The following is a 21,699-nucleotide window of genomic DNA, read 5'->3' as shown; positions in this document are numbered from 1 at the left end:
CCCATGATCAGGTTCATTGCGAAAAGACTGGGCAGCGGTCTGGTGGTGCTGTTCGTAGTCTCGGCGCTCACCTTCACCCTGCTGTACACGTCCAGCGGCAGCATTGCGCGGAACATCCTGGGCGACCAGGCCACCCCTGAACAGGTTGCCCTGAAAGAACAGGAACTGGGGCTGGACCAGCCCCTCCTGACCCGCTACTTCGCCTGGCTGGGCGATGCCCTGGGCGGGAACCTTGGAGCCTCATGGTTCACGTCGGAACCCGTAGCCAATTCGTTGGCCACCCGGATCCCGGTGACCATGACCATGGTTTTCGCCGCAATGATCCTGATCGCCATCTGCGCAGCGCTGATCGGCGTTGCCGCAGCCGTCAAGCGCGGCTGGGTGGACAGGCTGGTCCAGGTGGGCGCGATCGTTGGCGACTCCATCCCGGGGTACGTGATCGGCGTCTTCCTCGTGACCCTCCTGGCCATCCAGCTGGGCTTCTTCCCCGCCACCAGCACCATCTCCCCGGAGGTGGGTCCCGAGGCCTGGGTCTACTCGATGACCCTTCCGGTCATCGCCCTCCTGATCAACGGCGTGACCGGCGGTGCGCAGCAGATCCGCAGCGCCGTCATCAAGCAGCTGGAACGCGATTACGTCCGCACGCTGCGCAGCCGGGGCATCGGAGAGCGCGAGATCCTGTTCAAGCACGTGCTGCGCAGCGCCGCTCCGGCCGGCCTGACCGTGCTCAGCCTGCAGCTCATCGGCATGCTGGGCGGTGTGGTGATCATCGAGCAGATCTTCGCCCTCCCGGGCATGGGTCCGCTCGCGGTCACCGCCACGGGCCAGACGGACCTGCCCGTGGTCATGGGGGTGGTGATGTACACCGTGGTGGTGGTCATCGTCGTGAACCTCCTGGTGGACATCCTCAATGGTTGGCTCAACCCGAAAGTGCGTGTGTCATGAGTGATTCCGTAGAAACAGCGGCTGTTGCCGCGCCCGCCCCGGCGGGGCCGCATCAAACCGGGCAGAGCGGGACGGTGGTCCGTTCCACCGTGATGCGCCGGCTCCTCAGGAACCCCCTCGGCATCGCTTCCCTGGTGATCCTGGCGGGCATCGCGTTGCTGGCCATCCTCGCCCCGGTCCTGGCACCTTTCGACGAGAACTTTGCCAACATCACCAAGACCCTGGCGGCGCCCGACGGCGTGAACATCCTGGGCACGGACAGCGCCGGCCGTGACAACTGGAGCAGGCTGCTCTTCGGAGCCCAGCTGACCCTCCTTTCGGCGCTGCTGTGTGCCGGTGTTGCCATCGCCATCGGCCTCCCGGCCGGCCTGATAGCCGGCTACTACTCAGGAAGGTTCGAGGCCGTCTCCAACTGGGTTGTCAGCATCCTCATGAGCCTCCCGGGCCTGATTGTGCTGCTCACCATCCGTGCCGCGTTCGGTCCTTCGGTGTGGATCTCCATGATTGCGTTCGGCATCCTCATCAGCCCGTCCTACTTCCGGCTCACCCGCACCGCGGTCCAGTCAGTGCGGAACGAGCTCTACGTCGACGCCGCCCGTGTCTCCGGACTCTCGGACCTGAGCATCATTGCCCGCCACATTTTCTCCGTGGTCCGCGCTCCTATCATCATCCAGACGGCGGCCATCGCCGGGGTGGCCATCGCCATCCAGTCCGGACTCGAGTTCCTCGGCCTCGGCGACCCGACCAAGGCAACCTGGGGCGTCATGCTGTCCGAGGGCTTCAAGAACGTCTACCTCACCCCGACACTGCTCTTCTGGCCGGCGTTTGCCATGGCATTGACCATCGGCGGACTCGTCCTGCTGGGCAACGCCATCCGGGACGCGCTCGAGGACGGCGAGAAGATCAAGCACCGCAGGAAGCGGACACCGGCTCCGGGTGCTTCTGCGGCAGGCACGACGGCGGCGCCCGCCAAGGCGGGACAGCCGCGTAAGTCCGTGGCCGCCGTCGAGCTTGGAACCGAGCACCACCTCGTGAAGGTGACCAACCTCGGCGTCGGGTATCCGCAGGCCGACGGCTCTGTCAAGAAGGTGGTGGACGACGTCTCCTTCCACGTGGACCGCGGCGAAATCCTCGGCATCGTGGGGGAGTCCGGATCCGGAAAGTCCCAGACCGCGTTCTCCATCCTGGGCCTGCTCCCGGACAACGCCCGTATTGTGGCCGGCTCCATCCAGTTCGACGGCAACTACACGGTGGCGCCGGGCGAGGACCGGGTCAGCCAGGACCGGCTGTCCAAGCTGCGGGGCAAGCGGATCTCCTACATTCCGCAGGAGCCCATGAGCAACCTGGACCCGGCGTTCACCATCGGCTACCAGCTGGTCACCCCCATGGTGCGGGTTCTTGGAATCTCGAAGGAGGAAGCCCGCAAGCGCGCGCTGAAGCTGCTGGCCGACGTCGGCATCGTGAATCCGGAGCGGACTTTCGGTGCCTACCCGCACGAGGTGTCCGGCGGCATGGCCCAGCGCGTCCTGATTGCCGGCGCCATCAGCTGTGAACCCGACCTGGTGATCGCCGACGAACCCACCACGGCCCTGGACGTCACCGTGCAGGCCGACGTCCTTGACCTGCTGCGCGAGCTGCAGCAGCGGCTGAACATCGGCGTGATCCTGGTGACGCACAACTTCGGCGTGGTGGCGGACCTCTGCGACCGGGTGGCCGTCATGCAGAATGGCCGGCTGGTGGAGGAGGGATCCGTCCGCGACATCCTCCGCAATCCGAAGGAGCGGTACACACAGACCCTGCTGGCTTCCATGCTCGAAGGCAAAACCCCCATGTCCACGCTTGTATCCAGCCAGAAGGAACCGGTCGCATGAGCACTGCGGAACTCAAGGAAAGCGCACCGCTGCTGACAGTGGACAACCTGGTGGTCGAGTACCCCAGCAAGAAGTTCCGGGCCCGGCCGTTCCGGGCGCTGACGGACATCAACATCTCCATCGGCCAGGGCGAGACCCTTGGCCTGGTGGGTGAATCCGGCTCCGGCAAGACCACCCTGGGCCGGGCCGTCCTGGGCCTCGCCCCCGTGACCGGCGGCAGGATCGTCTTCGAGGGCAAGGACATCAGCCACGCCACGCGCAAGCAGCGCCGGACCCTGAGCCGCGACCTGCAGGTGGTGTTCCAGGACCCGTACACCTCCCTGAACCCGGCGCTGGAAATTGGCGACATCCTGGCCGAGCCCCTCGGCGTGCAGGGCATGGAGCAGAAGGCCGCCAGGACGCGCGTCAAGGAACTGCTGGACCAGGTGGGCCTGCCGTCGGACGCCATCCACCGCCTGCCGCGGGAGTTCAGCGGCGGCCAGCGCCAGCGCGTGGCGATTGCCCGTGCCCTGGCGCTGTCCCCGAAGCTGATTGTCTGCGACGAGCCCGTCAGCGCCCTGGACCTGTCCACCCAGGCACGTGTCCTTGACCTGTTCCTGCAGATCCAGAAGGACACCGGCGTGTCATATCTGTTCGTTTCCCACGACCTGGATGTGGTGCGGCACATCAGCCACCGCGTTGCCGTGATGTACCACGGCGAAATTGTTGAACAGGGGCCCGCCGAGCTGGTCACCCGCGATCCCGAGCACCCCTATACCCAGCGGCTCCTGCTGGCATCCCCGGTGCCCGACCCGGACCGGCAGGAACAGCGCCGGGCGGACCGGCACGGCCTGCTGGAGATCCAGCGGCAGCAGAACGAACAGGCCGGCGTCCCTGCCTAGGGGAACCGACCGCCACCAACGAAAGGAACAACGTGGCCATCATTGGCGTGCAAGCTATGATGCTGAAGGACAGCTTCAGCGAACTCGGGGCGTTCGAAACGCTCCGCAAGGTCAGCGCGATCGGCTACAACGCCGTCGAAATTTCCCAGATCCCGATGACGGCGGACAATGTGGCGGAACTGGACCGCTCCCGCAGCGAACTCGGCATGGACATCGCGGCGCTGTCCGTCATGCTGGAGAAGCCCCAGGGCCGGCCGGGCGATTCGCTCCGTGAAGACTTCGACAAGATCGTGGACGACGCCAGGACGCTGGACTCCAACCTGCTGCGGATCGGCATGCTGCCGTTCCCGGCGATGAAGTCCCTCGACGCCGTCGTCGACTTCGCCCGGGAAGCCAACGACTACGCCGAACGCCTGCAGGAGCACGGCATCAGCCTGTACTACCACAACCACCACATCGAGTTTGCGAAGTTCGACGGCAAGTACATGCTGGACATCATTGCGGAAAATTCGCCGGCGATGGGCATGGAAGTCGACGTCCACTGGGTGCAGCGCGGCGGCCTGGACCCGGTCCGCACCCTGGAAAAGTACGCCGGACGCACCGCCATGGTGCACCTGAAGGACTACCGGATCGGCCAGTTGCCGGAGACCGCCTTCGGGCTGCTGGAAGCCGGGGACGTGGCGGGCTTCATGGCTGAGTTCAAGGACGTGGTCCAGTTCGCCGAAGTGGGCGAGGGCAACCTCGACTTCCCGGCCATCGTCCCCGCCGCACAGGCTGCCGGCGCAAAGTACCTGCTGGTGGAGCAGGACCAGCTGTACGGCCGCACCGTCTGGGACGCCCTGCAGACCTCCTACGACAACCTGGTGGCCATGGGCCACGCCGACCTCTTCTAGATAGGGAGACCGATTAATGAGTGAGAAAGTACGCCTGGGCATCATTGGCCTGGGCCAGCAGGGCGGCGCGTACGCCAAGTTCATCACGGAGGGCCTGGTCCCGAACATGGTGGTCGGCGCCATCAGCGACACCGACCCGGCCAAGAAGGAACTTGCGGCTTCCCAGTACCCTGACGCGCCCTTCTATGACGACTACATCGCCATGCTGGAAAGCGGCGACGTGGACGCCGTCGTCACCTGCGTCCCGCATTTCCTGCACCCGGAAATGGGCATCGAAACGCTCAAGCGCAACATCCACGCGCTCGTGGAGAAGCCTGCCGGCGTGTACACCAAGCAGGTCAGGGAGCTCAACGAGTTTGCCGCGGGCAAGCCCGAGCTGTCCTTCGCTATCATGTTCAACCAGCGCAACAACCCGCTGTACCGGAAGCTCAAGGAGATCGTCGATAACGGCGAGATCGGCGCCATCCGCCGCACCAACTGGATTATCACCAACTGGTGGCGGCCGCAGGGCTATTACAACTCCAGCGAATGGCGTGCCACCTGGGGCGGGGAAGGCGGCGGCGTCCTGGTGAACCAGGCCCCGCACCAGCTGGACCTGTGGCAGTGGATCTGCGGCGTGCCCAGGTCCGTGTACGCAAAGGTGGCCTACGGCTTCCGCCGCGATATCGCCGTTGAGGACGAGGTCACAGCCGTGGTGGACTATGGCAACGGGGCCACCGGCGTCTTTGTCACGGCCACGCACGACCTCACCGGAACCGACCGCTTCGAGATTCTGGGCGACCAGGGCAAGATCGTCGTCGAAGGCTCCAAGACCGCCACGGTGACCCGCCTGGTCAAGCCCGAGCGTGAACTCAGCGACGGCATGGACATGGACGACGTCCGCAGGCTCTTCATGGGTCAGCTGAATCCCGAGGAGTATTACACCACCGAGGTTCTCGAGTTCGAGTCGGCCTGGGGCGCGCAGCATTCCGGCGTGCTGCAGAACTTCGCGGCCAATATCCTGGACGGCACGCCGCTGCTGGCCCCGGGGTCGGACGGCATCAACGGGGTCCGCCTGGCCAACGCCATCCATCTCTCCAGCTGGACCGGCACGGAAGTGGGCCTGGACTTTGACGAGGACGAGTTCCTGGCGGAGCTGAACAAGCGCATCGCGGGCGAAGGCAAGTTCCCCGAGCGCTCGTAATCTCCTACCCCGCCCAACTGAGTAGCAGCACAGGGCGTTCCCAGCGCTGGGAACGCCCTGTGCTGCCACCTAGATGGGCCGGTTCCTCGTTAGGATGGGGCAGTGACTGAACCCAAGACGCCGGATGCCCCCGCCACCAAGGTCCCGGCCAGGAAGCACGCCAGGGACGGCAAGTCCAACGCCACGATCTACGACATCGCCAGGCTTGCCGGCGTCAATCCGTCCACGGTCTCGCGGGCGCTCAGCAAGCCGGGCAGGGTCAGCGCCAAGACGCAGAAGCTCATCGAGGATGCCGCGGCCGAACTGAACTACCAGGTCAATCCGTTTGCCCGTGCGCTGCCCACCGGCCGCACCAACACCTTCGGGCTCATCGTCGCGGACATCACCAACCCAACGTTCTTCGACATCATCCGCGGCGCCGAAACCACGGCCACCCTCCGCGACTACACCCTGGTGCTGGCGGAGTCCGCCGAATCCGCCGTCACCGAGCTCACGGCCGCCAGACGGATGATGACCACCGCGGACGGGCTCATCCTCGCCAGCCCCCGCATGGACGACGACGACATCCGCGCGCTCGCCCGCGACAAGCCCGTGGTGGTGATCAACCGCGAGGTCGACGGCGTGCCCTGCGTTGTCCCCGACGTCAACAAGGGAATCAGCGAGGCCGTCCGCAGCCTGGCCGCCAACGGCCACAAAAAGGTGGCGTTCGTTGCCGGCCCGCAGCAGTCCTGGATGTCCGCACGCCGCTGGGAAGGCGTCCAGGCGGCCTGCGAATGGTCCCGGCTCGAGGCCGTGCGCCTGGAATCCGGTAAACCGACGGTCGACGGCGGCCGGCAGGTGGCGCGCGACGTGCGGGACAGCGGTGCCACCGCCGTGCTGACCTACAACGACCTCCTGGCCATCGGCCTCATGCAGGAACTCCAGGCCGCCGGCCTGGTGGTCCCGGACCAGATCAGCATCGTGGGCTTCGATGACATCTTCGGTGCCGACTTCACCACGCCGCCGCTCACCACCGTCCGCTCCCCGCTGGGTGAGTGCGGATCGGGCGCCACCACACTCCTGCTGGACCTGCTTCACGGCGACGGCGAACCTGCCGCCGTTCTGCGCGTGGAGACGGAACTCGTGCTGCGCGGCTCGAGCGGAAGGCTGCTTCCCGCACACTAACCGCAACCGGGATGGCAATTTTTGGCAACCGGTTGACAAGAAGCTCGATGAAGGCCGACCATTGAGCTATGTCACAGTCGATTGCCGCCAACCCAGACAGGCTCCTGCCCGCGGACCCGGGAACGCGCAGCATTGCGCGCGACCTCCTGCAGCGCGTCCAGGACCTCCCCATCATTTCCCCGCACGGGCACGTTGACGCCGCAGTCATCGAGCAGAACACGCCCTTCCCCGACCCGGCGGCGCTGCTTGTCAGCCCTGACCACTACGTCACCCGCCTCATTCACGCCAGCGGCGTGCCGTTTGACCGCCTGCGGCAACCGGACGCCACCGGTTCCCCCGGGGCCGGCGCTGCAGCCCCGGACTCCAGGGCCATCTGGTGCGAATTCTGCCGGGCCTGGCCGCGGTTCGAGGGCACCGCCTCCGGCTACTGGCTCCGCACCCAGTTCAGCAGCGTCTTCGGCCTTCACGGGGAGATCAGCGCCGAGTCAGCCGACGCCAGCTACGACGCGATCTCCGCCAAGCTGCTGGAACCGGGCTTCCGTCCGCGGCAGCTCTTCAAGGACTTCAACATTGAAGTGCTCGCAACTACGGATGATCCGCTGGACAGCCTCGCCTGCCACGAGGCCATCGCCGCAGATCCCACGTTCCACGGCCGCGTCCTGCCCACCTTCCGCCCCGACGCCTACCTCAACATCGCGCACCCCTCGTGGTCCGCGAACGTTGACCGCCTCGTCGCGGCAGCGGGCGACGGCGGCACCGGCTATGCCGGGTACATCACCGCCCTGGAGAACCGGCGTCATTATTTCGTGGAGCACGGGGCGGTGTCTGCCGACCACGGCGTCCGCACCCCTGCCACGCTAAAGCTTGACGACGCCGAGGCCGCGCGGCTGTTTGACCGCGCCCGCTCCGGTGAGGCCACGGCGCAGGACCGCGACGTGTTCGAGGCGCACATGATGTACCAGATGGCGCGGATGTCCGTGGCGGACGGCCTGGTGATGACCATCCACCCGGGCTCATACCGGAACCATCATGAGCAGACGTTCGAAAAGTACGGCCCGGACACCGGCCACGACATCCCGTTCGCGGTCAACTACACCGAGGCGATCCGGCCGCTGCTGCAGGACTTCGGCACAGCCAAGGATTTCCACCTGGTGCTGTTCACCCTGGATGAGACGGTGTTCTCCCGCGAACTCGCTCCGCTGGCCGGCTTCTACCCGTCCGTCTACCTCGGGGCCCCGTGGTGGTTCCTGGACGCCCCGGACGCCATGCTGCGCTTCCGGTCCGCGGTCACCGAGACCGCAGGGTTCTCCCGTTCCTCGGGCTTCATCGACGACACACGCGCGTTCTGCTCCATCCCCGCCCGCCACGATGCCTCCCGCCGCATCGAAGCCTCCTTCCTGGCGCGCCTGGTGGCCGAGCACCGCGTTAGCGAGGACCGGGCCCACGAACTCATCGTGGACATTGTGGACGGATCGCCGCGAAGGGTCTTCAAGCTGTGAGCGTCGGACTGCAGCCCGAAAAGGCGGCTGCCGTGGACCTGCCCAGGCTCGACCGCACCCTGCAGCCTGGTACCAAGGCCCCAATCCGCATCGTCCATCTCGGGCTCGGCGCCTTCCACCGCTCGCACCAGGCCTGGTACACCCACCGGGCCGGCGACGCCGCCGACTGGGGCATTGCTGCCTTCACCGGCCGGCGCCCCGATGCGGCCCTGGCCCTGGCCGAGCAGGACGGGCTCTTCACGCTGGTGGAACGGTCCGACGGCGGCGACTCCTTCGACGTGGTCGGCAGCATCGTCGAGGCCGTGGACGGCGCCGACGTGCAGCGGCTGGCGGAACTGGTCGCGGCCCCGCAGACCGCCGTCGTCACCCTGACCGTCACGGAAGCCGCCTACCGGCTCGGCGCCGACGGTCAGCTCGACCGCAGCGCTCCCGACGTCGTGGCCGACCTTGCGCTGCTGTCTTCCGACAGCGGAAACCCGACTACGCCGCTGGGCCGGCTGGTCTTTGCCCTCGCCGCCCGCCGGGCTGCCGGTGCGGATCCGCTCGCCGTCGTCTGCTGCGACAATCTCTCCAGCAACGGCACCGTGGCGCGCAACGCCGTGGTGGGCATCGCCGGCGCATGGGACCCTCAGCTCGCTGTGTGGATTAAGGACAAAGTCAGCTTCGTCAGCACCTCGGTGGACCGGATCACGCCGCGCACCACCGATGCGGACCTCGAAGCCGTCGCAGCGTCCTGCGGCTACCGCGACACGTCTCCGGTGGTGGCCGAGCCCTTCGCCAACTGGGTGCTCAGCGGGGACTTTCCTGCGGGCCGGCCCCGGTGGGAGGACGCAGGTGCGGTGTTCGTCGGCGACATCGAGCCGTACGAGAACCGCAAGCTCTGGCTCCTGAACGGGGCCCACTCGCTGCTGGCGTACGCCGGCCAGCTGCGTGGCCACACCACCGTGGCGGAAGCCCTGGCCGACCCGTTGTGCAGGACGGCCGTGGAAGCGTTCTGGGATGAGTCGGAAAGCAGCCTGCACGGACCTGGCGGGAATGCTGCGGACCTACAGATTCCGGCTTACCGCGAGGCCCTCCTGGTGCGCTTCGGCAATGCGCGCATCGCCCACCACCTGGGGCAGATCGCGATGGACGGCAGCACCAAGCTGCGGATGCGGGCCGTGCCGGTGCTGCGGGCCGAGCGTGCAGCGGGCAGGTCCGGGGCTGCCGCCGCGCTCATGATTGCCGCCTGGATGGACTTCACCACTGTGGCGGTGACGGTCCAGGACCCCTTGGCGGACCGAATCGCCGCGGCGAACCGGCTGGGCGGCCCGGAGGGGAGCGGCCTGGAGCGCGTCAGTGCGCTGCTGGCACTGGTGGACCCATCCCTGGCTGGCGACGCCGACGTCGTAGGGCTGATTGAGGACCTGTGCGGAACATTCGGGGAGCGGGCTGTCTCCCCGTAGCGTCCCGCGCATGCGCGGCACTGCCCGGCTCCCGGACCATAGGGAGCCGGGCAGTGCTGTGTCGGGGCCGTCTGTTTGCGGGGACTGCCGTTTCCGCGCAGGCTGAGCTACCGGCCCAGCTCATTTTGTAAAAGTTTCAAGGAATACTTGGCAACCGCTTGCCATTTGATTGCCAAGTGACTAGCATTACAACAAGAACCCCACACCCGGCTCAGTCCGCAAAGACGCGATAGGACCCCACCAAATGCTTAAGCCCCAGGCAAATGAAACCCGAGAGCTGATCAACCTCGACGGCCTCTACCGCTTCAAGGTGGACTTTGGCCGGGTCGGGCACCAGCAGGAGTGGTTCAAGTCTCCGCTGGCCACGGACCTCGAAATGGGAGTTCCCGCCAGCTACAACGACGTCTTCCCGGACAAGGCCATCCGCGACCACGTGGGCTACGTCTGGTACCAGCGCGAAGTGCGCGTGCCGCGCGGCTGGGCAGGGGAGCGGATCCACATCCGCCTGGACTCCGCCACCCATGAGGGCATGGTCTGGGTCAATGACGTCCTGGTTGCCGAGCACACCGGCGGCTACATGCCCTTCAGCGCAGACATCACCGAGCACGTCGCGGCCGGCCAGGCGTTCCGGCTCACCATCGCCGTGAACAACGAACTGACCCAGGCCACCATCCCGCCGGGCACCATCACCGTCTCCGAGGACGGCCGCCGGAAGCAGAGCTACCTCCACGACTTCTACAACTACGCCGGTCTGCACCGCAGCGTCTGGCTGTACAGCACACCCGCCGTCACCGTCGAGGACATCACCGTGGTGACCGGCTTCGAAGGCACCACCGGCTCGGTGAATTACCGCATCGCCACCGCAGGGGGCGCCGGCAGCGAAGAGGTGAGGGTCACGCTCAGGGACGCCGACGGCGACACGGTGGCCACCGCGGAAGGTGCTGCAGGCACCCTGGCGATTGACGGCGTCGTACTTTGGCAGCCCGGCGCCGCCTACCTCTACAGCCTGGCCGCAGAAATTTACGACGGCGGCCGGCTGGCTGACACGTACACCCTGCCCGTCGGCGTCCGCACCGTTGAGGTCAGCGGCAAGGAATTCCTGATCAACGGCGAGCCGTTCTACTTCACCGGCTTCGGCATGCACGAGGACCACGTGACGGTGGGCAAGGGCCACAGCAACGCCCAGATGGTCAACGATTTCCAGCTCCTGGACTGGGTGGGCGCCAACTCGTTCCGCACCTCGCACTACCCGTACGCCGAAGAGGTCATGGAGTTTGCCGACCGGCACGGCATCGTGGTGATCGACGAAACCGCCGCCGTCGGGCTGCATCTCGGCTTCGGGGCCGTGTTCGGCGGCATCGCCAAACCTACGTACGTCGACGGCGGCGTGGACGCCAACACCGCGGCAAACCACCGCCAGGCCATCACCGAACTCGTCGCCCGGGACAAGAACCACCCGTCCGTGGTGATCTGGTCCATCGCCAACGAACCCAACGGGTCCGAGGAAGGCGCCCGCGAGTACTTCCAGCCGCTGGCCGAACTTACCCGTGAGCTGGACCCCACCCGTCCCGTGGGCTACGTCAACGTCATGTTCGATACCCCCGAAAAGGAAGTGCTGGCCGACCTCTTCGACGTCCTCATGCTCAACCGCTACTACGGCTGGTACGTCCACAACGGCGACCTCGAAACCGCCGAGCGGGTCCTCGAGAACGAACTCCGGGAATGGGAAGCCAGGTACGGCAAGCCCATGATCATGACCGAGTACGGCCCGGACACCATGCCCGGCTTCCACTCCATCTACGAACAGCCGTGGAGCGAGGAGTACCAGGCCGCGTTCCTCGCCATGTACCACCGCGTCTTTGACCGGGTGGACGCCATGGTGGGGGAGCAGGTGTGGAACTTCGCGGACTTCCAGACCTCCAACGGCATCATGCGCGTGGACGGCAACAAGAAGGGTGTGTTCACCCGGGACCGCCGGCCCAAGCCCGCTGCCTTCGCCCTGCGCCAGCGCTGGACGGCGCTTGCCGGCAGCAAGGACGTCACCGGCAAGACCCTCACCAACCCCTAACGCTTTTCACATTTTGCGCCGCCCTTTGGCCGGCTCGGGTAAAGGAGCCCACTCATGAAAAAGCTGAACAAGCTCAGCATCATCGGCTACGGAGCCGGCGATGCCGCCAACAATCTCGCTTTCACCACCGCCACCATGTTCCTGCTGGTGTATTACACGGACGTGGCCGGAATCTCGGCGGCAGCGGCCGGCACCCTGCTCCTGGCGGTGCGCATCTTCGACGCCTTCGCCGACGTTTTTGCCGGCCGGATCGTGGACCGCTCGTACAGCAAGCGGTTCGGCAAATTCCGGCCTTTCATCATGTTCGGTTCCATCCCGCTCCTGCTCCTCAGCGTGGCCACGTTCTCGGTGCCGCAGCTCGGTGAGTCGGGCAGCCTGCTCTATGCCTACGTCACCTACGCCGCCCTCGGCCTGGCCTACAGCCTGGTCAACATCCCGTACGGGTCGCTGGCCGGCGCCATGACACAGGACCCGGGCGACCGGGCCAAGCTCGGCTCGGCCCGCATGATCGGGGCCCTGCTGGTGGGCTCTTCCCTGGGCATCTTCGTGGCCCCGCTGATCAAGCCCGGCGCCGCCGGCCTGCAGGCAACCTTCACCACCCTCACGCTGGTGTTCGTGGTGATCGGCGCCGGCCTGTACTTCTTCACGGCCCTGACCGCCAAGGAACGGGTGCACCGCGCCGTTCCGAACGTCACCTTCAAGCAGAGCATGGACACCCTCAAAGGCAACAAGCCGCTCCTGATGCTCTGCCTGAGCTCCTTCTTCTTCCTCACCGGCTACCTCGCCCTGACCTCCGTGCAGCTGTACTACCTGCGCGACGTCCTGGGCAGGCTGGACCTCTACCCGGTGCTCTCCATCATCCAGCTGGTCCTCACCTTCGTGCTGTCGGCCTTCATGCCCAGGATGGTGCGGGGCGCCGGCAAGAAGCGCGTCTACATCGTCTCGTCGCTGATTTCTGCTGCGGGTGGCGCGATCGTCTTCTTCACCCCGGCCAGCCAGGTGTGGATCGGCTTCTCCGGCCTGGTGATCAGCGTGACGGGCGTCCTCGCCGTGAGCATCGTCGTTTGGGCCCTTGAGGCCGACACCGTTGAATACGGCGAATGGAAGACCGGCGTCCGCACTGAAGGCATCACCTACGCGCTCTTCTCCTTCACCCGGAAGACCGGCCAAGCCGTAGGCGGCGCGCTGGCGGCCTACGCGCTGGCCCTGGGCGGCTACAAGTCAGGCGCTGCCCAGACGGCTGAGGCCGTACACGGCATCCAGGTTGCCGCCGGTGCGCTGCCCGCCGTCATGACCCTGCTGGCCGTGCTGGTCATGGCCAAGTACAAGCTCACGGACACCATGCACGCCCGGATCCTGGCGGACATCACGGCCCGCCGCGAAAGCGGCGATGCCCCCAAAACGGCCGGTGCCGCCGTCGGGCCCGTCACCACGACCATCAACTGAGCAGCGCCCACCAACTGAGCAGTACCTGCCAACCGAGCATCCACCAGCTGACCCCTGACCCAGTCCATCCGAAAGGACCTGTTGTGAAAATCATTGCCGCGGAAGTCTTCGTGACCAGCCCGTCCCGTAACTTCGTGACGCTGCGGATCACCACCGAGGACGGTGTGACCGGCATCGGTGATGCCACGCTGAACGGGCGTGAGCTTGCGGTGGCCGCGTACCTGAAGGAGCACGTGGCGCAGTTGCTGATCGGGAAGGATCCGCACCGGATCGAGGACACCTGGCAGTTCCTGTACCGGTCCTCGTACTGGCGGCGCGGCCCGGTGACGATGGCGGCGATCGCCGCGGTGGACATGGCGTTGTGGGACATCAAGGGCAAGCTGGCCGGCATGCCGGTGTACCAGCTGCTCGGCGGGGCGTCCCGGAACGGGCTGCGCGCGTACGGCCATGCCTCGGGCTCGGACATCCCCTCCTTGTTTGATTCGGTCCGGGAGCACTTGGAACTCGGCTACAAGTCGGTGCGGATCCAGACCGCGGTGCCCGGGATCAAGGCCGTCTACGGGGTGGCCGCCCAGGCGCAGGCGTCGGGGGAGCGGTACGACTACGAACCCGCCGGCCGGGGTGCGTTCCCGGTGGAGGAGGACTGGGACACCCGGGCGTACCTGCGCCACCTGCCCACCGTGTTTGAGGCGGTCCGGAACGAGTTCGGCCCGGAACTGCCTTTGCTGCACGACGGGCACCACCGGATGACGCCGATCCAGGCCGCGAAGCTGGGCAAGGCGTTGGAGCCGTATGACCTGTTCTGGCTGGAGGACTGCACCCCGGCCGAGAACCAGGAGGCACTGCGCCTGGTCCGGCAGCACACCACCACCCCGCTGGCGATCGGTGAGATCTTCAACACCGTGTACGACTACCAGACCATCATCAAGGAACAGCTGATCGACTACGTCCGCGCAGCGTCCACCCACTTCGGCGGGATCAGCCCGCTGAAGAAGGTCATGGACTTCGCCGCGCAGTACCAGATCAAGTCCGGCTTCCACGGCCCCACCGACATCTCCCCGGTCGGATTCGCCGCGCAGCTGCACGTAGGACTGGCCATCCACAACTACGGCATCCAGGAATACATGCAGCACTCAGACAAGACCAACCAGGTGTTCGAGCAGTCCATGACCTTCACCGACGGCTACCTGCACCCGGGCGACAAGCCCGGCATCGGCGTCGAATTTAACGAGGAAGCCGCGGCCGCCTACCCGTACCAGCAGGCCTACCTGCCCTACAACCGCCTCGTCGACGGAACGGTCCACGACTGGTGAGCGGGCACGCTTCAGGCGGGCGGCGTACACCGCCCGGGTCGACGCCGGGCACCGGCCTCCGCGTGATCGTCATGGGCGTGTCCGGCTGCGGCAAGACCACCATCGGCGACCTCCTGGCCCGCGGACTGGGCGCGCCGTTCCTCGACGGCGACTCCCTGCACCCGGTGGAGAACGTCGCCAAGATGTCCGCCGGCACGCCGCTGACCGACGAGGACCGCGGGCCCTGGCTGGCGATCGTGGGCCGGGAACTGGCGGCCGCCGGCCCGGACGGACTGGTCCTCGCCTGCTCTGCGCTGCGGCGCAGCTACCGGGATGCGATCCGGGAACAGGCCCCGGACACGGTGTTCCTGCACCTGCACGGCAGCAAAGAGGTCCTGACCACCCGGACCGAGGGGCGGACCGGCCACTTCATGCCGCCCGCCCTCCTCGCCTCGCAGCTGGCCACCCTCGAACCCTTGCAGGCCGACGAGGCAGGCGTGGTGGTGGACATCGCCGCACCGGTGGCCGCCGTCGTCGAACAGGCGATGGCCGGCCTCGAGCGCCTGGGCTGCCGCGCGGCGAGCTAGCCACCCTGCTGCAGATGCGCGAACTGGCAGCAGATGACCCCAAATCCGCGGTTTGAGGTCATTAGCTGCCAGTTCGCGCTTTCGGAGGGGCGGAAGTGTCCGTTCGGGCTCTGTGCTGCCGCGGGCGGGGAGGCGTACCGTATGGCTCATGGAGAGTACAGGGTGCGCGGTGGTGGGCGGCGGGCCGGCCGGCATGATGCTGGGCCTCTTGCTGGCGCGGGCCGGCGTGGAGGTTACTGTCCTCGAAAAACACGGCGACTTCCTCCGCGACTTCCGCGGCGACACTGTCCATGCCTCCACCGTCCGCCTCATCGACGAGCTGGGCCTCGGCGCCGAGTTCCGCGGACTGCCGCAAAGCCGGCTGCGCAACGTCGCCTTTCCCACGCCCGGCGGCGGCATGGTCACCCTGGGCAACTTCGCTGCGCTGCGGCCGCCCTACAACTACATCGCCATGATGCCCCAGTGGGACTTCCTGAACTTCCTCGCCAGGGCCGCCGAACAGGAGCCAACGTTCACGCTCCTGATGGAGCATAAGGCAACGTCCCTGATGTACGACGGCGGCCGGGTCACCGGGATCCGGTATGTCACCAAGGACGGTACGGAAGGCGCGCTCCGCGCAGACCTCGTGGTGGCCACGGACGGCCGGCATTCAGTGCTGCGCCAGGCTGCCGGCCTGAGATCGAAGGAATACCCGGTGCCGTTCGACACCTGGTGGTTCAAGCTGCCCCGGGCGGAGTCCGAACAGGGGGAAATCGCCGGAATTGTTCCGGCCTTCGGCGACCGCGACGCCGTCATCGCCCTGTTCAGGGACACGTACTACCAGATGGGCTACTTCGGCCCGAAGGGCGCCGGGGACCGCATCAAAAGCGAGGGCGTGGAGCGGTTCCGCGAACGGATCGCCGCACTGCGGCCGGACCTCGCCGACCGCGTCGGTGCCATCCGGTCCCTGGACGACCTGCACTGGCTGGATGTCCGGCTGGACCGCCTGCAGCGCTGGTACGTGGACGGGCTGCTCTGCATCGGCGACGCCGCGCACGCGATGTCCCCTGCCGGCGGGGTGGGCATCAACCTGGCCATCCAGGACGCCGTGGCCGCGGCTGCCCGGCTTGCCCCCGCGCTGCTGCGCGGCAAAGTCACTGAGAAGGACCTCGCGGCAGTGCAGCGGCGGCGGCAACTGCCAACCGTGATCATCCAGTCCGTCCAGCGCCTCATGCACCGGGGCGTCTTCATCCCGCTCTTTACCGGCAAGAGGTCCGGCCCCCCGGCGGCGGTGATGTACCTCGCCCAGCATGTTCCCGTCCTGATGAGGCTGCTGCCGCGGCTGATCGCGCACGGGCCCCTGCCCGAGCACGCACCCGCCTTCGCCCGGCGGGTGGACGCGGGGCCCGGCAAGGCACCCGGCACAGACTAAACTGGAGCCCATGACTGCCACCCCGGACTCGCTTTCCAACACCGCTGCCCGTGCCCGACTTCTGGAACTGATCAAGGAGCTCGCGGTTGTCCGCGGCAAGGTCATCCTGTCCAGCGGTGCCGAGGCCGACTACTACATCGACCTGCGCCGCATCACCCTGCACCACGAGGCCTCCAAGCTCGTGGGCCAGGTCATGCTTTCCCTGATCGACGACGCCGGCATCGACTTTGAGTGCGCCGGCGGCCTGACGATGGGGGCCGACCCCGTGGGCACCGCCGTCATGCACGCCGCCACCGACGCCGGCCGGGCGATCGACGCGTTCGTGGTCCGCAAGGCGCAGAAGTCCTACGGCATGGGCCGCCAGGTGGAAGGCCCCTCCGTTGAGGGCCGCAAGGTCCTGGTGCTCGAGGACACCTCCACCACCGGCGGTTCCGCCCTGACCGCCGTCGAAGGTGTTCGCAACGCCGGCGGCAACGTCGTCGCAGTTGCCGTCATCGTCGACCGTGACACGGGCGCCAAAGAAAAGATCGAAGCCGAAGCCGGCGTGCCGTACCTGTACGCCTTCAGCAAGGACGAGCTCGGCCTGAGCTGACCGGCCGCCCTAGTGGACGGCAAACCCCGGGTGGCCTAATATTTCCGTACCCCGGAACAGTCCCTTCACTTGGAGTACCCGTCATGCGCCCGTCGGATCAAGCCCTGAGCAGTGTTGAGCAAATCCAGAACCTCATTCTGGAGAGTGCCGATTTTGAAGACTTCCTCAACGAGCTGGCGCGGTACTCGGCGCACCAGGTGGCAGGCGACGGCGACGACGCCCTCTGCGGTATCACGCTGCTGAGGGACCGCAAGGCAGCGACGATCGGCTGGAGCAGCGACTCCGCCCGCGAGGTGGATGAAATCCAGTATTCGCTGTCCCGGGGGCCGTGCCTGACGGCTGCGGAGGAAGAGCGGGAAGTCCACGTTCCGGATCTCTTCGAAGAAGACCGGTGGGGCCCTGATTACGCTAATGCGGTGGCTTCGCACGGGCTGCGTTCGGTGCTGTCGCTGCCCTTCAACCTGCAGGGGGACGCGAAGGCCGCTCTCAACCTGTACTCCGACGTGCCCCACAAGTTCAACGAGGTTGCCGCAGCCCGCGCCCGCGGATACACCCGGGAGATCTCCCAGGCCCTGCGCCTGGCGGTCAGGTTTTCGCTGCACACTGACAGCGCCACGAACCTCCGCGCCACGTTGGAATCACGGACCGTCATAGACATCGCCGTCGGCATCGTTATGGCGCAGAACCGGTGCAGCCAGGCGACGGCCGTGCGCATCCTCACCGATGCCTCGAGCCACAGCAACGTGAAGCTTCGGGACATCGCTGCGTCGCTGGTGAATTCGGTGGGAGGCGCCGAGGCCAGCACCCACTTCGAGGAGCCCGGGAAGGTCCAGGCGGGGTAGCCGGGTTGCCGGCTGGTTGTGCGGCGGGACTAGCCGGGATAGGCTGTCCGAGGTTGAGCCGTCGGCCATAGACACCCCGTTTGGAGTACCTATGGACAACCAGCTTAATCCCCTCATTAAGATCGACGACGCCGCCGGCACTGCCCGCATTGACGTGCGCGGGAGCCTCACCCTGGCGTCCCGCCCGGAGCTGATGCACCAAATCCAGCGCCTCCGCCGGATGGGCATCTCTTCGCCCATCACTGTGGATCTTTCGCACGCTTCCTTCGTCGAGTCATCCGCCCTCGCCGGCCTTCGCTTCGACCTCAACGCCCTCGACGCCGGCACGCGGCAGGTGGCCGCGCCAGGCGCACCGGGGGTGTTCCTTGAGGTCATGTCCGCCCGCGGCCAGGCCGTGGCGGAATCGCGGCCTGATTTCACGGCGATGATGAACCCGTCAGAGCTGTCCCAGGCACTGGGGGTGGCCGGGCTCCGCCAGCTGTCCGACTATTCGCCTGACGAGCTGCTGGCCGCGAGCGACGCGGTCTTCGGGATGCTGGACGATCCGTCGGGACATTCCGGACATGAACTGCTGGCCCGGTACGAGGCAATCGGCGAGGAGATCACTCGCCGGGAACCGGCCGACCCGGCCGAGAAACACGCCTCAAGCAGCTGACCAGGCGGCCCAGACCCCAACTTCCCGATCAACAGCCTGCCGGGCCGTGAGCCGTGCGGGGCATTTGAGTTGTCACTTGTGTTGCCCGGCCGGACTGTGCCTAGGGTAGTTCAGTGCCATATGAAGGGGCCGCCGGCCGGACGGGCCGGCCTAAGGCGCCGGGCGCAGACGCTGCCCGGCTGCTTCGGCGCGCCGCAGACCTGAAGCGCTTCTCGCGCCGGACCTTCCTCACCGGCGCCGGCGCCTCCACCATCCTCGCCGCGGACATGCTCTTCACGAAGCAAGTGCAGGAGGAACGGCAGGTCCACAAGATCCTTGTGGTCGAGGACGACTTCGCGCAGAGCTACTTCCCGCACGCCAGCTGGATCCTGTTTCCCGGGTACAAGACCAGCTGGGAGGAGGCCCAGTGGATCCTCAACTCGCTCCGCGGAAGCCTGCGGCTGCGCGGCCAGCTTGCTGCGGCAGGGTATTCGAACCTGGGCCTGGACATCGACCAGCTGGTGATCGCGGTGATCGAGCACGTCCGTGCGCACAACCTCACCACGCTCTACTTCTACGGCCACAGCTTTGGCGGCATGGTGGCCACGCAGGTGGCCGCCCGGCTGCTGGAGCTGCACGGCGTCAAGGTTGAACTGATCCTGCTCGACTGCAGCCCCTACAGCAAGTTCGACGTCCTGGACCAGAGCTGGTTCGACGGCGTGGTGTTCCTCTACGAAAGCGGCTTCCGGATCCCGTCCGTGCTGCGCGGGGGGTACGAACTGGGGGAGCGCGTGGCACACAAGAATGAACGCACCTGGGGCCAAATCCTGGACCAGACGCTGGAACAGCTCTCCCCGATTGCACCCTCGAGCGTGCTGATCCAGACGGAATCCGCCTACATCTACCACTTCGATGCCACGCGCTTCGCAGGCCGGATCGGGGACGCCCGCATGGCCTACATCGGGAATCCACGGGACCAGACCGTCAATTACCAGACCGCCCGTGATTCGTGGGCGCGCACGTTCGCCGCCAACATGGTCTCGGACGACCGGCAGACCACCGGGGCGCTGCCGGCACACGCCAGCCCGGGCTGGAACCCGTTCGTGTACCGGCCCATCCTCGACGACCTGGAGAACGAGATCTTCCCGCTGCCCGGAGGCGGCGGGAAGATGACCCCGTTCTAGTCGCGGCGCAGCAGAGCGCGGGCCGGCAGCCCGGCCTGGCCCGCGTCAGATCTGGTTCTTGAGGTCCGCCACGGAGTTGAGCACCTGGTTGGGGCGGAACGGGTAGGAGGCGATTTCGTCGCGCTGGGTGATGCCGCTGAGCACCAGGACCGTGTGCAGCCCGGCTTCCATACCAGCGATGATGTCGGTGTCCATGCGGTCGCCGATCATGGCGGTGGTCTCCGAGTGCGCGTCGATCTGGTTCATGGCCGAGCGGAACATCATGGGGTTCGGCTTGCCCACAATGTAGGGCTCGCGGCCGGTGGCTTTGGTGATCAGTGCGGCGATGGCGCCCGTGGCCGGCAGCGGACCCTCCTTGGAGGGGCCGGTGGCGTCCGGGTTGGTGGCGATGAAGCGGGCGCCGGCGAGGATGAGGCGGATGGCCGTGGTGATCGCCTCGAACGAGTACGTGCGGGTTTCGCCGAGCACCACGAAGTCAGGGTTCTGGTCGGTGAGGATGAAGCCTGCCTCGTGGAGCGCCGTCGTCAGCCCCGCCTCGCCGATGGTGTACGCGCGGTTTCCACTGTCGGGCCCTCCGGCGGAAACCTGGTCCTTCAGGAACTGGGCCGTGGCCAGGGCCGACGTCCAGATGTTCTCCTCCGGGATTTCCAGGCCCGAGGCCCGCAGCCGGGCGGCGAGGTCGCGCGGCGTGAAGATCGAGTTGTTGGTCAGGACCAGGAAGCGCCTTGAGGTGTCCACCCAGCGCTGGATCAGTTCCGGGGCTCCGGGGACGGCCTGGTTCTCATGCACCAGGACGCCGTCCATGTCGGTGAGCCAGCATTCAATCTCTTGGCCGCTGCGGTACACGGCCGCCGATGTCTTTACCTTGTCCGCTTCTGCCATGTCATTCCTTCACCAAGATGTTTGCGTTCGGAGCCCAGTCTAGTGTTGAGGGGTGACGCAAACGCCCGGGACACCCGAACCCCAGCCAGAACCATGCCAGTCAGACCAGAACGGGACGCCGGAGCCAAAGCCGGAGGTCGGCGTCGGGCCCTGGGAGGGTGAATTGCCGGAAGGTGACCACTGGGATCCGGACCTCCTGGCCGACGGCGACCGGCGCAACGTCGTTGACAAGTACAGGTACTGGAAGCATGAGGCGATCGTCGCGGACCTCGACTCCAAGCGGCACGACTTCCACATCGCCATCGAGAACTGGCAGCACGACCTTAACATCGGCACCGTGGTGCGCACCGCCAACGCGTTCCTCGCCAAGGAGGTCCACATCATCGGACGACGGCGGTGGAACCGGCGCGGGGCGATGGTCACCGACCGCTACCAGCACGTCCGCCACCACCCCACCGTCGAGGACTTCGTGGCCTGGGCGCAGGGGGAGGGGCTGGCCATCATCGGGATCGACATCTTCCCCGACTCCGTGCCGCTGGAAACGTACGAGCTGCCGCAGAAATGCGTGCTGGTGTTCGGGCAGGAAGGCCCCGGGCTGACCCCGGAGGTGCATGAGGCGGCGGAGGCCACGCTGTCCATCGAGCAGTTCGGATCCACCCGCTCCATCAACGCGGGCTCGGCCGCGGCGATCGCCATGCATGCCTGGGTGCGCCGGCACGTGTTCGGCCAGCGCGTCTGAGTCCCGCGCCGAGCTGCCGCAAGTGTTACCCGGCCTGGTGACCCGAAACACGGCGCCTGAACAGAAATGGCTAGGATGGTTGCTAGCCGACGAGGTTCACTCCAGGGTCTACCCAACCCGCAGACGAAATTCGATTTAGGA

19 protein-coding genes are annotated in these 21,699 nt (G+C 66.7%); 18 read left to right on the top strand and 1 reads right to left on the bottom strand.

Features of this window, described 5'->3' with window-relative positions:
- The first annotated feature begins 3 nt into the window (after window positions 1–3).
- From R5O87_RS10775 to R5O87_RS10695, 17 genes are all read left to right on the top strand, one after another.
- Window positions 4–945, top strand: a complete 942-nt coding sequence (locus R5O87_RS10775; protein WP_410557649.1) for an ABC transporter permease — start codon at window positions 4–6, stop codon at window positions 943–945.
- Window positions 942–2,816, top strand: coding sequence for a dipeptide/oligopeptide/nickel ABC transporter permease/ATP-binding protein (locus tag R5O87_RS10770; RefSeq protein ID WP_410557651.1), 1,875 nt, complete (start codon window positions 942–944; stop codon window positions 2,814–2,816). The genes R5O87_RS10775 and R5O87_RS10770 overlap by 4 nt, the downstream gene beginning before the upstream one ends.
- Entirely contained in the window at window positions 2,813–3,697 is an 885-nt protein-coding gene (locus tag R5O87_RS10765; RefSeq protein ID WP_410557652.1) for an ATP-binding cassette domain-containing protein, read from the top strand. Before R5O87_RS10770 ends, R5O87_RS10765 begins: the two co-directional genes overlap by 4 nt.
- 32 nt (window positions 3,698–3,729) lie before the next feature.
- Window positions 3,730–4,590, top strand: coding sequence for a sugar phosphate isomerase/epimerase family protein (locus R5O87_RS10760; protein ID WP_410557653.1), 861 nt, complete (start codon window positions 3,730–3,732; stop codon window positions 4,588–4,590).
- Between the two features lie 16 nt (window positions 4,591–4,606).
- Window positions 4,607–5,773: a Gfo/Idh/MocA family protein gene (locus R5O87_RS10755; RefSeq protein WP_410557654.1), complete on the top strand. Its 1,167-nt coding sequence runs from the start codon at window positions 4,607–4,609 to the stop codon at window positions 5,771–5,773.
- Between the two features lie 102 nt (window positions 5,774–5,875).
- Window positions 5,876–6,937, top strand: a complete 1,062-nt coding sequence (locus R5O87_RS10750) for a LacI family DNA-binding transcriptional regulator (protein WP_410557655.1) — start codon at window positions 5,876–5,878, stop codon at window positions 6,935–6,937.
- Window positions 6,938–7,005: 68 nt separating this feature from the next.
- Complete coding sequence (uxaC, locus tag R5O87_RS10745) at window positions 7,006–8,436, top strand: glucuronate isomerase (RefSeq protein ID WP_410557656.1); 1,431 nt, start codon at window positions 7,006–7,008, stop codon at window positions 8,434–8,436.
- Window positions 8,433–9,881, top strand: a complete 1,449-nt coding sequence (locus R5O87_RS10740) for a mannitol dehydrogenase family protein (protein WP_410557657.1) — start codon at window positions 8,433–8,435, stop codon at window positions 9,879–9,881. The genes uxaC and R5O87_RS10740 overlap by 4 nt, the downstream gene beginning before the upstream one ends.
- Window positions 9,882–10,125: 244 nt before the next feature.
- Window positions 10,126–11,949: a beta-glucuronidase gene (uidA, locus tag R5O87_RS10735; protein ID WP_410557658.1), complete on the top strand. Its 1,824-nt coding sequence runs from the start codon at window positions 10,126–10,128 to the stop codon at window positions 11,947–11,949.
- Between the two features lie 54 nt (window positions 11,950–12,003).
- Window positions 12,004–13,395, top strand: coding sequence for a glucuronide transporter (uidB, locus tag R5O87_RS10730; RefSeq protein WP_410557659.1), 1,392 nt, complete (start codon window positions 12,004–12,006; stop codon window positions 13,393–13,395).
- An 83-nt stretch (window positions 13,396–13,478) separates the two neighbouring features.
- On the top strand, window positions 13,479–14,708 hold the full coding sequence (gene manD / locus R5O87_RS10725) for a D-mannonate dehydratase ManD (RefSeq protein ID WP_410557660.1): 1,230 nt from the start codon (window positions 13,479–13,481) through the stop codon (window positions 14,706–14,708).
- Window positions 14,705–15,274, top strand: a complete 570-nt coding sequence (locus R5O87_RS10720; RefSeq protein ID WP_410557661.1) for a gluconokinase — start codon at window positions 14,705–14,707, stop codon at window positions 15,272–15,274. The genes manD and R5O87_RS10720 overlap by 4 nt, the downstream gene beginning before the upstream one ends.
- A 148-nt stretch (window positions 15,275–15,422) precedes the next feature.
- A complete protein-coding gene (locus R5O87_RS10715; RefSeq protein WP_410557662.1) occupies window positions 15,423–16,685 on the top strand; it encodes an FAD-dependent oxidoreductase in 1,263 nt (420 codons plus the stop codon).
- Between the two features lie 10 nt (window positions 16,686–16,695).
- Window positions 16,696–17,277, top strand: coding sequence for an orotate phosphoribosyltransferase (pyrE, locus tag R5O87_RS10710; protein WP_314193536.1), 582 nt, complete (start codon window positions 16,696–16,698; stop codon window positions 17,275–17,277).
- Between the two features lie 83 nt (window positions 17,278–17,360).
- Window positions 17,361–18,119, top strand: a complete 759-nt coding sequence (locus R5O87_RS10705) for a GAF and ANTAR domain-containing protein (protein WP_410557663.1) — start codon at window positions 17,361–17,363, stop codon at window positions 18,117–18,119.
- A gap of 91 nt (window positions 18,120–18,210) precedes the next feature.
- Window positions 18,211–18,774 carry an STAS domain-containing protein gene (locus R5O87_RS10700; RefSeq protein WP_410557664.1) on the top strand — a complete coding sequence of 188 codons (564 nt, stop codon included), beginning with the start codon at window positions 18,211–18,213 and terminating at the stop codon, window positions 18,772–18,774.
- 113 nt (window positions 18,775–18,887) lie between these two features.
- Complete coding sequence (locus R5O87_RS10695) at window positions 18,888–19,937, top strand: thioesterase domain-containing protein (RefSeq protein ID WP_410557665.1); 1,050 nt, start codon at window positions 18,888–18,890, stop codon at window positions 19,935–19,937.
- 45 nt (window positions 19,938–19,982) lie between these two features.
- Here R5O87_RS10695 and R5O87_RS10690 read toward each other — a convergent pair whose 3' ends face one another.
- On the bottom strand, window positions 19,983–20,819 hold the full coding sequence (locus tag R5O87_RS10690; protein ID WP_410557666.1) for an HAD-IIA family hydrolase: 837 nt from the start codon (window positions 20,817–20,819) through the stop codon (window positions 19,983–19,985).
- 52 nt (window positions 20,820–20,871) lie between these two features.
- Here R5O87_RS10690 and R5O87_RS10685 point away from each other — a divergent pair, with 52 nt between their 5' ends.
- A complete protein-coding gene (locus R5O87_RS10685) occupies window positions 20,872–21,558 on the top strand; it encodes a TrmH family RNA methyltransferase (RefSeq protein ID WP_410557668.1) in 687 nt (228 codons plus the stop codon).
- Window positions 21,559–21,699 lie beyond the last annotated feature (141 nt).

The organism is Arthrobacter globiformis (assembly GCF_046536215.2).
GTDB classification, from domain to species: Bacteria; Actinomycetota; Actinomycetes; order Actinomycetales; family Micrococcaceae; genus Arthrobacter; species Arthrobacter globiformis_E.
This window is presented reverse-complemented; position numbering and strand designations above follow the sequence as displayed.

Excerpts from the sequence above, each read along its gene's own strand:
- R5O87_RS10775 (WP_410557649.1), top strand. The coding sequence starts at position 4 with ATGATCAGGTTCATTGCGAAAAGACTGGGCAGCGGTCTGGTGGTGCTG.
- R5O87_RS10770 (WP_410557651.1), top strand. The coding sequence starts at position 942 with ATGAGTGATTCCGTAGAAACAGCGGCTGTTGCCGCGCCCGCCCCGGCG.
- R5O87_RS10765 (WP_410557652.1), top strand. The coding sequence starts at position 2,813 with ATGAGCACTGCGGAACTCAAGGAAAGCGCACCGCTGCTGACAGTGGAC.
- R5O87_RS10755 (WP_410557654.1), top strand. The coding sequence starts at position 4,607 with ATGAGTGAGAAAGTACGCCTGGGCATCATTGGCCTGGGCCAGCAGGGC.
- uxaC (WP_410557656.1), top strand. The coding sequence starts at position 7,006 with ATGTCACAGTCGATTGCCGCCAACCCAGACAGGCTCCTGCCCGCGGAC.
- uidA (WP_410557658.1), top strand. The coding sequence starts at position 10,126 with ATGCTTAAGCCCCAGGCAAATGAAACCCGAGAGCTGATCAACCTCGAC.
- uidB (WP_410557659.1), top strand. The coding sequence starts at position 12,004 with ATGAAAAAGCTGAACAAGCTCAGCATCATCGGCTACGGAGCCGGCGAT.
- R5O87_RS10715 (WP_410557662.1), top strand. The coding sequence starts at position 15,423 with ATGGAGAGTACAGGGTGCGCGGTGGTGGGCGGCGGGCCGGCCGGCATG.
- pyrE (WP_314193536.1), top strand. The coding sequence starts at position 16,696 with ATGACTGCCACCCCGGACTCGCTTTCCAACACCGCTGCCCGTGCCCGA.
- R5O87_RS10705 (WP_410557663.1), top strand. The coding sequence starts at position 17,361 with ATGCGCCCGTCGGATCAAGCCCTGAGCAGTGTTGAGCAAATCCAGAAC.
- R5O87_RS10700 (WP_410557664.1), top strand. The coding sequence starts at position 18,211 with ATGGACAACCAGCTTAATCCCCTCATTAAGATCGACGACGCCGCCGGC.
- R5O87_RS10690 (WP_410557666.1), bottom strand. The coding sequence starts at position 20,819 with ATGGCAGAAGCGGACAAGGTAAAGACATCGGCGGCCGTGTACCGCAGC.